This window comes from Frateuria hangzhouensis (assembly GCF_026410505.1).
GTDB lineage: Bacteria > Pseudomonadota > Gammaproteobacteria > Xanthomonadales > Rhodanobacteraceae > Frateuria_A > Frateuria_A hangzhouensis.
Window position 1 is genome coordinate 24,879 of the sequence record NZ_JAPMIU010000007.1, and the last position, 12,105, is coordinate 36,983.

The 12,105-nt window shown below is 66.4% G+C and carries 8 protein-coding genes; 3 read left to right on the forward strand and 5 right to left on the reverse strand.

The window, feature by feature from the left end:
* Positions 1-41 precede the first annotated feature (41 nt).
* From cysD to OSC30_RS09240, 3 genes are all read left to right on the forward strand, one after another.
* Complete coding sequence (gene cysD / locus OSC30_RS09230) at positions 42-1,025, forward strand: sulfate adenylyltransferase subunit CysD (RefSeq protein ID WP_267171553.1); 984 nt, start codon at positions 42-44, stop codon at positions 1,023-1,025.
* On the forward strand, positions 1,025-2,929 hold the full coding sequence (cysN, locus tag OSC30_RS09235; RefSeq protein WP_267171554.1) for a sulfate adenylyltransferase subunit CysN: 1,905 nt from the start codon (positions 1,025-1,027) through the stop codon (positions 2,927-2,929). Before cysD ends, cysN begins: the two co-directional genes overlap by 1 nt.
* A 387-nt stretch (positions 2,930-3,316) precedes the next feature.
* Positions 3,317-4,756 (forward strand): tyrosinase family protein, encoded by a 1,440-nt coding sequence (locus OSC30_RS09240; protein ID WP_267171555.1) that lies wholly within the window; start codon positions 3,317-3,319, stop codon positions 4,754-4,756.
* Positions 4,757-4,843: 87 nt separating this feature from the next.
* Here OSC30_RS09240 and OSC30_RS09245 read toward each other — a convergent pair whose 3' ends face one another.
* The 5 genes from OSC30_RS09245 to OSC30_RS09265 form a co-directional block, all read right to left on the reverse strand.
* On the reverse strand, positions 4,844-6,175 hold the full coding sequence (locus OSC30_RS09245) for a glycosyltransferase (protein WP_267171556.1): 1,332 nt from the start codon (positions 6,173-6,175) through the stop codon (positions 4,844-4,846).
* Between the two features lie 47 nt (positions 6,176-6,222).
* On the reverse strand, positions 6,223-7,128 hold the full coding sequence (locus tag OSC30_RS09250) for an ATP-grasp fold amidoligase family protein (RefSeq protein WP_267171557.1): 906 nt from the start codon (positions 7,126-7,128) through the stop codon (positions 6,223-6,225).
* Between the two features lie 44 nt (positions 7,129-7,172).
* Positions 7,173-8,516 carry a lipopolysaccharide biosynthesis protein gene (locus OSC30_RS09255; RefSeq protein ID WP_267171558.1) on the reverse strand — a complete coding sequence of 448 codons (1,344 nt, stop codon included), beginning with the start codon at positions 8,514-8,516 and terminating at the stop codon, positions 7,173-7,175.
* Positions 8,517-8,730: 214 nt separating this feature from the next.
* Positions 8,731-9,912 (reverse strand): MraY family glycosyltransferase, encoded by a 1,182-nt coding sequence (locus tag OSC30_RS09260; RefSeq protein ID WP_267171559.1) that lies wholly within the window; start codon positions 9,910-9,912, stop codon positions 8,731-8,733.
* Positions 9,913-10,145: 233 nt separating this feature from the next.
* Complete coding sequence (locus tag OSC30_RS09265) at positions 10,146-11,963, reverse strand: SLC13 family permease (protein ID WP_267171698.1); 1,818 nt, start codon at positions 11,961-11,963, stop codon at positions 10,146-10,148.
* Positions 11,964-12,105 lie beyond the last annotated feature (142 nt).

The window sequence follows — 12,105 nt, forward strand, 5'->3', positions numbered from 1 at the left end:
GATCGACGGTGCACTACGCCCTACAGAGAAGGAAAGACATTATGGCCTTGGCTGCTATGCCGGATCCGAACGGCATTCCGCGCAGTGATGCTGCGGACATCGGCAATACGGACGTCCACACTCTTGCCGCTTCCTCGCACCTGAAGCGCCTGGAGGCCGAAAGCATCCACGTCATGCGCGAGGTGGCCGCCGAATTCGCCAACCCGGTGATGCTCTATTCGGTCGGCAAGGATTCCTCGGTGCTGCTGCACCTGATGCAGAAGGCGTTCTTCCCGGCGCCCCCGCCGATCCCGATGATGCACGTGGATACCACCTGGAAGTTCCGCGAGATGATCGCCTTCCGCGACCGCCGCGCGAAGGAAACCGGTTGCCGGCTGATCGTGCACACCAACCAGGAAGGCGTGGCGCAGGGCGTGAACCCCTTCAGCCACGGCGCCAGCGTGCACACCGACATCATGAAGACGCAGGCGCTCAAGCAGGCCCTGGACAAATACAAGTTCGACGCGGCCATCGGCGGCGCGCGCCGCGACGAGGAGAAATCGCGCGCCAAGGAGCGCGTGTTCTCCTTCCGCAACGCCCAGCATCGCTGGGATCCAAAGAGCCAGCGCCCGGAGTTGTGGAACCTCTACAACACGCGCATCCACAAGGGCGAGAGCGTGCGCGTGTTCCCGCTGTCCAACTGGACGGAGCTGGACATCTGGCTCTACATCTATCGCGAGAACATCGAGGTGCCCTCGCTCTATCTCGCCAGGGAGCGCCCGGTGGTCGAGCGCGATGGCCAGCTGATCATGGTCGACGACGACCGCATGCCGCTAGCGCCCGGCGAGGTGCCGCAGATGCGCAAGGTGCGCTTCCGCACGCTCGGCTGTTATCCGCTGACCGCGGCGATCGAGTCGGACGCCGACACCCTGCCGGCGGTGATCCAGGAAATGCTCGTGGCGCGCACCTCCGAACGGCAAGGCCGCATCATCGACCAGGACGCCTCGGCTTCCATGGAAAAGAAGAAGCAGGAGGGCTATTTCTGATGGATCTCGAAACGACCGAAAACCAGTCGACCGCCGCCGTCACCGCGATTGACGATTACCTTCAGCGGCACGAAACCAAGAGCTTGCTGCGCTTCATCACCTGCGGCAGCGTGGATGACGGCAAGAGCACCCTGCTGGGGCGCCTGCTGTACGACACCAAGTTGCTGTTCGACGATCAGCTGGCGGCGCTCGAAGGCGACAGCCTGCGCCATGGCACGCAGAACGGCGAACTGGACTTCGCGCTGCTGGTGGACGGCCTTGCCGCCGAGCAGGAGCAGGGCATCACCATCGACGTGGCCTACCGCTTCTTCAGCACGGACAAGCGCAAATTCATCGTCGCCGACTGTCCGGGGCACGAGCAGTACACCCGCAACATGGCCACCGGCGCCTCCACCGCGGATCTCGCCGTGGTGCTGGTCGACGCGCGCAAGGGACTGCTCACCCAGACCCGCCGCCACACCTATATCTGCGGCCTGCTCGGCATCCGCCACGTGCTGCTGGCTGTCAACAAGATGGACCTGGTCGACTACGCGCAGGGCACCTTCAAGCGCATCGAGAGCGATTACCGCGTGGTGGCGGCGCAGATGGGCATCGAGCACGTCACCGCGGTGCCGCTTTCGGCGCTGCACGGCGACAACGTGTCCAGCCGCTCGCAGTCGATGGGCTGGTACAACGGCCCGAGCCTGCTCGAGCATCTGGAAACCGTGCAGGTGGAGCACGCCACCAGCAAGCTGGGTTTCCGCATGCCGGTGCAATGGGTCTGCCGTCCCAACCAGAACTTCCGCGGTTACGCGGGGCAGGTGGTGGCCGGCTCGATCGCGCCGGGCGACGAAGTCGTGGCCTTGCCCAGCGGGGTGCGCTCGCGCGTGGCGCGCATCGTCACGCCTGATGGCGATCTGACGCGCGCCGTCACCGGCGACGCGGTGGCCATCCAGTTGGAAGACGAGCGTGACATCAGCCGCGGCGACGTGATTGCCGCGACCTCCGCGCCGCCGCAGGTGGCCGACCAGTTCACCGCGCACCTGCTGTGGATGGACAGCGCGGCGCTGCTGCCGGGGCGCCCGTACTGGATGAAGGTCGGCGCGCGACTGGTCACCGCGCAGGTCACCGAGATCAAGCATCGCGTCGACGTGAACACGCAGGAGAAGCGCCCGGCCAAGCGCCTGGAGCTCAACGAGGTGGGGTACTGCAACCTCGGCCTGGACCACGCCATTGCGTTCGAGTCGTACGAGGATTGCCGCGAGCTCGGCGGCTTCATCCTGATCGACCGCCAGACCAACGCCACCGTCGCCGCCGGCACGCTCAACTTCGCCCTGCGCCGCGCCGACAATATCCACTGGCAACACACCGACATCGACCGCACCGCGCGCGCCCGCATCAAGGGCCAGATACCGGCGTGCGTGTGGTTCACCGGCCTGTCGGGCTCGGGCAAATCGACCATCGCCAACCTGGTCGAGAAGCGCCTGCACGCGATGGGTTATCACACCACCATGCTCGACGGCGACAACGTGCGCCACGGCCTCAATCGCGACCTGGGCTTTACCGAGGAAGACCGCGTGGAGAACATCCGCCGCGTGGCGGAGGTGTCCAAGCTGATGGTCGATGCGGGCCTGATCGTGATGGTGTCGTTCATCAGCCCGTTCCGCAGCGAGCGTGGCATGGCGCGCCGGCTCTTCGAGGATGGCGAGTTCCGCGAAGTGTTCGTCGACACGCCGCTGGAAGTCTGCGCGCAGCGCGATCCCAAGGGCCTCTATGCCAAGGCGCGCGCGGGCCAGATCCGCAACTTCACCGGCATCGACTCGCCATACGAGCAGCCCGAGCGGCCGGAGTTGCATCTGGAAACCGAGAAGGCCTCGCTGGACGAACTGGCGCAGCGGGTCATCGACAGCCTGCTCGCCCGCTGATCGGGCGTCGGCCCCTTCCCGCGGGAAGGGGCCAGCGGCAGGCGCGCGCGCCGGTGCTGCGGCCGCGCCAGAGAGCAATTCCTCCCGTCGCGCCATCGTCGCCCGCTGAACCGCGGCGTCAGTGCGCGATCGGCTGTATGGCCGTATGGAAGGCCATCTGAAAAGGCCGTCTCGAGCCTTCATTGCCACGTTGCTTGCGGTTGCCCTTCTTCGGCGACCAGAGCCCGCTTTGGGCGTTCGCCTTGCACACATCGTGCCTACCGACACAGTCCGGCTGAACGCCACGTTGACAGCAAGTGTGTTTCAAGTGTTAAGGCGATGTGTCACGAGTGCGCCTCTGAAGCATCGCAGGTTCCCGCTTTTTTTTGACTTTGTGAGGGATACGCCATGATTTCCCGCCGACGCTTCGTGCAGTCGTCCATGACGGCAGCACTGATTCCCCTGCTACCCAAGGCCGTGCTCACCGCCAGCGCCGCCGGCAGCGGGGACACCCCGGCGATCCGGCAGAGCTGGGAAGAGTTCGCCCAGGGCCCGCACCTGCAGCCGTTCATCGACGCGATCGGTTCGATGCGTGACAACAAGGACGAGACCGATCCCAACAGCTGGTACTACTGGATCAAGACCCACCAGGACCACTGCCCCCACCGCAAGCCCTATTTCCTGGCCTGGCACCGCGGCCTGCTCAAGCGCTTCGAGGGCCGGCTGCGCCGCGTCTCCGGCATTGCCGACTTCCAGCTGCCGTACTGGAACTACTACGCCAATCCACAGGTGCCTGCAGCCTTCCTGGTCGATCACTCGCCGTTGTGGCGCAACAAGCGCACGTCGTCGGACGTCACCGACGCGCTCAGCCTGGCGCCATTCGCCGACGACGTGACCAACTTCGAGCGAGGGCTGGAGGACGCCTTCGAACCGACCCTCGAGACCGCTCCGCACAACCCGGTCCACAATCTCATCGGCGGGGCGATGTCCAACATCACGTTCTCGCCGGCCGATCCGCTCTTCTACGTGCACCACGCCAATATCGACCGGCTCTGGGCCGCCTGGAGCGCGGCCGGCAACGGCCGCGAGATGCCGCCGGAAAACGATCCCTATTGGCAGGGCGACAATCTCGATTACGGCCCGGCGATCCGCTCGATGCCGAAGGTGTGGACCTACTCGACCACCAGCACCTTCCTGGGCTACGCCTACGACGACGAGACCATGCCGGCGAGCCTGCCGAGCTATCCGGCCTCGATGGCGCGTCCGGCCAGCCAGCCGGTGCAGCTGCTTTCGCCGGCGCATCTGGACGCCACGACGAAGCAGCTCGGCGGCACCGGGCAGTTCGCGCTCGACGAGCAATCCACCACCTTCGACATTCCGATGCCGGCCTCCAGCGCCAACCACATCCGCAGCCTGATGATCGGCAAGTCGTCGGCGACCCGTAACGGCGGTCCGCTCGAGCTGGTGCTGGAGAACGTGCGGCTGACTGGCCTCGGCGAGGAGGGCGGCTTCTTCTACAAGGTATTCCTGAACCTGCCCGCATCCGGCTCCGCCATCCGGCGCGAACGCGACTACCTGTTGGGCATGATCGGTCCCTTCGAGATCAGCGTCGCCCAGATGAGCGCACGCATGGCCGCGGGCAAGCCGATGCACGGCTCCATGGATGCCCACGCCAAGGGCCCGGTGCAGGCCACCATGCGCTTTCCCGTCATGGAGTCCCTGCGCCGGATCTGGCCGGCCAACCTGGACAAGCTGAGCGTGTCGCTCGTGCGCGTGGGGCGCCAGGGCCGTGCCGGGCGCGTGATCGTGGTCGACCGGATGCGACTGGAGGCGAGCGAGCCCAGGTAACCCACGTTCGGAGCGGACATGGGACTCTGCGCGAGCATGCTGACCCTCTCCCTGCGGGGAGAGGGAAGGGCCTGCCCTTATCGTCCGCTAGCGTCCTTCGCGCGCCGAACGCAGTGCCTGCGCGGCCATGGACGGATGGCTGAAGGCGTGCTGGTCGTAGAACGCTTCCAGCCGCGCCGTGCAGCCGCGGATATCCATGTTCTCGACCATGTGGCGCCGGCCGTTGGCGCCGAAGCTGCTCGCCAGCTCGTCGCTTTGCAGCAGCGCCCGCAACCCCTCGCGCAGCGCGGCCACGTCCTTCTCGGCGTGGGCGAAACCAGTGCTGCCGTGGACGATGCCTTCGGTGGCCCCGCCGCGCGCGGAGGTGATCACCGGCACGCCGGCGGCCTGTGCTTCCAGCAGCACGATGCCCATGCCTTCGGCGTCGCCGTTGTCGGCGGTGATGCTGGGCAGGCAGAACACGCGCGTCTGGTCCAGGCACTCGCGAACCTGCTCGGCCGGCAGCGCGCCGCGGAAGGTGGCACGCACGCCGCGCTCCCGCGCATAGGCTTCCAGCTCCGGTGCCAGCGGGCCGTCGCCGACGATCATCAGCCGCGATTGGGGGAACTCGTGCTGGATCTGCTCGAAGGCCTGCAGCAGGTAGCGGCAGCCCTTCTTTTCCACCAGGCGGCCCACGTAGAGGATGTCGCGGCGTGCTGCGATCGGGATGGGGCCGGGGGTGAAGCGTGCCGTGTCCACGCCGATCGGACGCACGGTGATCTTGTTCTCCGGAAGGCCGAACTCGATCGCCGATTCGCGGATCGCCTTGGAGACCGCGACGAAATGCACGCGGTGATCCTGCGCCAGCTTCAGCAGCCCGGCGGGGAACTTGCGCATGTGCCGCCCGCCGTTGCCCGCTTCCCACCAGCCGCGGTAGGTGGTGATGTCATAGCCGTGCAGGGTGACCAGCGTGGGCAGGTCGAGCTGGCGCGCGACCGGCCAGATCCGGTAGGCATCGGTGGCAAAATGGATGTGCAGCAGGTCCGCGCGTTCGGCCTTCAGCGCCTTCAGCCGGGCCCACGACCAGATCAGGTAGGGCGATCCCAGGTTGGCCATGCGCCGCGCGAAGCGGTGCCGGTAGCCCAGCACGCGCACGTCCAGGCCATCCAGCGCCAGCCCCTGCTTGACCATGCCGTCGCCCGCCAGGATCCCGCGCCAACCCGAGAGCATGCGCACCTGCTCGCGGATGAAGGTTTCGGAATAGGGCAGCAGGCGTGACTTGTAGACGATCACGGTCGGCCGGTGGCGCGGGTCTTTCGGGGCTTCGTTCATGGACGCGTGTTCGCTCCGGCTGACGGCAGGCTCGCGGGCGCATTCGGGAAACCCGCCGTCCACAGCGGGCGCCACGGCGGTCGCCGGGCGATGGTTCTGCACGATCATCTGACCTTCCTGTGTCATGGTTTGTGCGCTGTTCCAGTCATTTCGGTTCATGGAGCCGCGACGCGGGGCGCCGCCTCCGTCGTCGAGCCGTTGCCCGATGGCAGGCCGCGGGAAGCCAGCGGCTCGGGCCATCCGAACTTCGCGCCGAGGATCTCGTCCCAGCCCTTGGGGTCGAATATGTATCGCCCCGCGCCCGGGGTGAGCGTGAGTTCGCCCACGTAGATGCGTCCCTGGTGCAGGTACAGGTCCACCCGCATGTAGCCGAGCGGTTCGGCCAGCTTGCGCGCGATCTGCAGCATCTCGTCCAGTTGGACGGGCCGCGGCGCCGGCCGGCCGCTGGTCTTCTGGTTGAGCAGGCGGAACGGCGCCGGGCGCCAGTCTTCCTCGTAGAGATCCTGGGTCAGGTATTCGAAGCGTCCCTGCATGTGCTGGATGAAGATGTACGGCTTCTGGCCCGCGCCGGGATTGAACACGTTGAACTTGAAATCGGCCGGCGGGCGGCCGTTGGTCAACAGCGCCTGCTCGAAGATCACGCGGGGGCGGATGAAGCCGTAATGCTTTTCGCGCATCCGTGCCGAGAACTGGGAAGTCATCCAGCCGTTGGCCAGGCGCGCCAGTTCGACCGGGTCTTCGTCGCGCTTGTCCTGGACGATGCGCAGCTGGCTGAAGCTGTGGTTGGCCTTCATCACGAAACTCTCGGGCAGCGCGTCGAAGGTTTCCGGCGTGACATGTTCGGCGACCAGGTGGGCCGGCACGAGAAACTGGGTACCGACGGTGCCGGCGATGTAGCGGCGCACCTCGACCTTGTCCGCCAGCTGCGAAAACAGCGGCGACGGGTAACGCATGCGATGGAAGATCTTTTCCGAGAACCGCCGGGGGCGTTCGAAACGGCACAGCTGTCCGTGGATCCGCAGGTATTTGTAGTGATAGTAGGCGGCGTCGGGCAGTGCCATGACCAACGGCGAATCCACTTCCCTTGGAATTTTGGGTTTGTGCGTCATCTTGCTGCCTGTTGCGTAACTGCGCCTGCTGCCGTGCTTGCGTTGCGGCAGGCGACGATGGTGGCGGCCACGAGGAAAGCGTTCAGCAAGGCTCCGACGATGCAGAATGCGGCTACCGCAAGCATGTCGCTATGGAACCAGTGGAAAGCGCCCCAGATCACCGCGGCGCGCAACGCCACGCTGACCACCTCGAAGCCAAGGAAGAACCGCTGCATGCCCAGGGTCGCGATCGCCGCCACGCTGGGCCGGTTGAGGAAGCCGAAGTAGAGCCAGATCGCCAGCCAGCGTGCGTACTCGCCGGCGACCCGCCAGTCCTGGCCGAACACGAGCGCGAACAGCCAGGGACCAAGCGCGACCACGGCGGCGAACGGAACCAGCCCGGCCGCGGCGAGAAAGCCGGTGGCCTTGAGAATGAGCGAATCCAGCGGTTGTCCCTGGTGGGCCGCCTCGGTGAAACGCGGGTAGAACACGTCGCCCACCGACTTGCCGATCAACCGTATCGGGACCGACATCACCGTGCGGCCCAATGCATAGAAGCCCGCCGCCGCCGGTCCGAAGAAGCTGGCCAGCATCAGCACCGGCAGGCTCTGTGAGGCGGCGTTGAGGCACACCTGTGGCGCGCGGTAGAGCGGAAAGTCGTAATGGGCGCGCGCCAGCTGCGCCAGGCTGCGGCGAGGGGCTTCGTCGGCGTCCGCGGCCAGGGTGGCGCGCATGCCGACGCCGAGCATCAGCGCATACAGGCCGTTGGCCAGGGTGGCCAGCACGACCAGCACTGACGCGAACGGATGAAAGCTGCCGATGCCCACCTTGCCGGTATTGATGAGCACCGATTGCAGCACCGCCACGCGCGCGGTGGTCTTGAATTGCTTCTTGCGGATGCGCCACTGCTCGGCCACCTGCATCCAGGCGGACAGGAACACCGCCAGCGGCAGCAGCATCAGGTAGCCGCGGATGGTGCCCAGCCCGAGCAGGTTCGCAAGCGCATCGCCTGCCAAGCCGAAAGCCAGCATCAGCACGCCCGCGACCACCAGCGCGATCAGCAGCGACAGCTTGGCGATGCCTTTGGCGTCCGCGTCCGATCTGGGCAGCACCATCGCGATCGGATACGTCAGCGAGGCCACCGGCGCGAGCACGCCGAGCGCGGCCATGAACACGCCCAGGACGCCGAAGGCCGCCGGCCCGTACTGGCGCGCCACCACCGGCGCGAACACCATCGTCACCACCTGCGCCGCGGCGGTGCCGCTGGTCACCGCCAGCACGTTGCGCGAGAACGGCCGCCGCGTCAGCTGTGCCAGACGCGAGAACAGGCCGTCCTGCTTCGGGTAGGCGATCGAATTCACGCTTTGGCGGTCTCCACGGACGCGGGCGAAAGGGCATTGTTGGCCGTGCACGGTGGATGGTTCGTGCAGCAGCGCGCTTGCGCTTGGCTGTCCGGGCTAAACGCGTACCAAACCGTCGCGGTGCATGGACAAGGGCGGGCAAGGCGCGCCGCCCGCATGAATGGCGCCGCGCCGGTGACCGGCGGGACGGCGCAATGCCGCCCCGAAGGCAGCGCTACTTGGACGCCGAATTGCGCTTGGGGCCTTCGGTACGCTTGCCGTAGGAAGACAGAAACGTGACCGAGGACTGCAACCGCACCACATTACTGGGCAGTTCGGCCGCCTCCAGCGTGGGGCGTGGTTGCGGCAGCGAGGGTGCCGCCTGCTGCTTCTGCCAGATGCGCCCCATCGCCGTCACGTAGATCACCGTGAGAGCGCCGAAGGCGAGCAGGTTGCTGCCGGGCGCCAGCGAGTGGGTGAGCATGCCGGTCAGCGCCAGCCCGATCGCCAGCATCACCAGCGCCACCAGCGTGGTGCGGGGACCCAGACCAGCACGCAGCATCATGTGGTGGATGTGGCCGCGATCCGGCTTGAACGGGCTCTTGCCCTCGCGGATGCGCCGTACCATCACGGCAATCGTATCGAGCACCGGCAAGGCGACGCACCACAGCACGTCGATGGTCGACAGTTCATGTGTGTAGCGGTCCTGGCTGAGGTGGATCAGCGTCCAGGCCAGGATGTAACCGACCACCATGCTACCCGCGTCGCCGAGGAAGATCTTGCGCCCGACCAGGCCCAGGTTCGCCGCCAGGTAGGGCACCAGGGCGCCGGCCAGCAGCACCAGCACGACCACGCCGGGCCACTGCGGCTGGCCCTGGTACATGATGATCGCGCCGATGCTCACCAGCGCCAGCGTGCCGGCCAGGCCGTCGATGCCGTCCATCATGTTGAACGCGTTGAGCAGCCCGATCACCGCCACGACGGTCAGCGGGATGCCGAACACGCCAAGTTCGAATTCCTTGCCGAACAGGTGGCCCAGCGTATGGATCTGGACCCCGGTGATGGCGACCATGGCCAGTACCGCCGCGGTCTGCACCAGCAGCCGCGCGCGCACGCTAAGGTCGAAGCGGTCGTCCAGCGCACCCACCACCGCCAGCACCGCGGCGGTGGCCAGCAAAACGTTGGTGAACAGGTGCGCCTGCCCGTCGACTAGGGTGCCGGCGATCACGCCGATGAACGCGGCCAGTCCGCCGATCAAGGGGATGTGGCCCACGTGATGCTTGCGTTCATCCGGACGGTCAACCAGACCCCAGGATTCGGCGAAGCGATACAGAATGGCGATCGCCAGCGCCGAAACGCAGGCGGCCGTCAGACATGCAATGAGTATCCGGGAGTACTGCATATTGGCTAGTCCCATCGTCCTGATCAGGCCATGCCGGCAGACGGAACATCCCCGCCGCACCGCACACGGCACCACCTGCACACGCAGGCAAAACCGAATATCCCCGTTCCTTAGGCCTTGGGTGACAAGGCTTCGGCAGAGAGTAGGCAGCCACCAGTGCAATTGACGTCAATGGGAGGCAGGCGCCGGATGCCTGCAAGAAAGGCGCCCGGGTGCCTGTCAGGCTGCGCTGCGGTTCAGGTGAAAAATCAGTGGAACAGCAGGTTGATCATCACCAGCGTGGCCACCAGCATGGCCAGCGTCAGCGGTACGCCCACGCGCAGGAAATCCTTGCCGCGATAGCCGCCGGGGCCGGCCACCATCATCAAGGCCGGATGCCCCGAGCTCAGCAGGAAGGTGTTGGACGCCGACACCGCCACGATCAGCGCATAGGCCGACGGATTGCCACCGGTAGCCACCGCCACGCTGATCGCGATGGGCACCATCATCACCGTGGCGCCCACGTTCGACATCACCTGCGAGAACAGCAGCGTGAGCACCGCCAGGCATCCCTGAAGGATCCACGGCGAGGCGCCTCCGAGGTGATCGAGCACCACCTGCGCCAGCCAGGCGGCGGTGCCGGTGGCGTCCATCGACCAGCCCAGCGGAATGAGGCACGCGGTAACGAAAATCGTCTTCCAGTTGACCGCCTTGTAGGCCTCGTCCATGTTCAGCACGCCGGTCAGCAGCATGCCGATGGCGCCGGTCATCATGGCCACCGAAAGATCCAGGTGCGTGAACAGCGCCAGGCACTTGGCCAGCAGGAAGAAGCCGACCGCCTGCCAGATCTTGCCGGGGCGTTGTTCCTCCTTCGGGATGTCGGTGACGACGACGAGGTCCTTGTCCTCCGAGGCCAGCGCCAGGTCGCGCCAGCTCGAATGCAGCACCAGCGTGTCGCCGGCGCGCAGGCTTACGCCGCGCACATCGTCGCGGAACACCTGCTCGCCGCGATTGATCGCCAGCACCGAGATGCCGTAGCGCTTGCGCAGGCGCAGGTCGCCCACGCTCTGTTTGAGGAAGCGCGAGGAGGGCGGCAGCACCGCTTCGGAAATGCCCGCGCGGGTCGGGTTGAACAGTTCGCCCAACTGGCGCATGCGCGGCGAGACCTTGCACAGTTGGTTGTTGGCGAAGTGGTTGACCTGTTCGCGCGGCGCCAGCACGCCCAGGACCGAGCCGACCCAGATCACGTAGTCCACCGGCGGAGCCATGCGCGAATCGTTGCCGCTCTTGATCGCCAGGATCAGTGGCGCGCCGTGCAACTGCTCCACCTCGCCGATGCTCATGCCGACCAGCGGGCTCTCCGCGGTGACCGTCAGCTCGGCCGTCTCGCCGCCGATGCCGTAGGTCTCGGCGAAGTAGCTCTCGGTGCGGCCGGGAGTGACTTTCAGGCGATCGTCTTCGCGCTCGGGCAGCAGCTTGCGGGTGAACAACCAGAAATAGCCGATGCCCAGCAGCGCCAGCACCAGGCCCACCGGGGTCACGCTGAACAGGCCGAACTTCGGGATCGTGTGCGCGCCGGGCGGCAGGTTGGCATTGGCGCTGGCGATCAGGTCGTTCAGCACGATCAGCGGCGAGTTGGCGATCAGCGTGGTGTTGGTCGCCGTCAGGATGCAGAAGCCCATCGGCAGCAGCAGCCGCGAGATCGGCACGCCGGTGCGCGCGGACAGGCGGCTGGTCACCGGAATCATCAGCGCCGCCAGCGCCTGGCTGGGAATCACCGCGCTGAACAGGCTGGTGACCGAGTTGATCACCACGCCCAGGCGCGATTCCTTGCCCTGGGCCATGCGCATGACGAAGTTGGCGGTCAGCGAGAGCACGCCGGCACGGTCAAGCCCTGCGCCCATGATCATGATCGCGATGATCGCGATCACCGCGTTGCCGGCAAAGCCGTCGAACACGCGCTCGGAGGGAATCAGCCCGGTCAGGCCGATCACCACCACCACCAGCAGCGCCACCATGTCGGCGCGGATCCACTCCAGCACCAGCATCAGCATGGTGAAGCCCACCAGCCCGAGCACCAGGATCATTTCGGGGGTGAGCGCAAGGGCCACTAGCGAGCGTCCAGGAAAGGCTGGTGGTGGAAGCGGATGGGGTTGTGCAGTGGATGCCTCACGCGGCCGGGCCCGTCCCTGTTTGTCCGCAAGTATAAGCGGGGCATTGCAGCGGCTG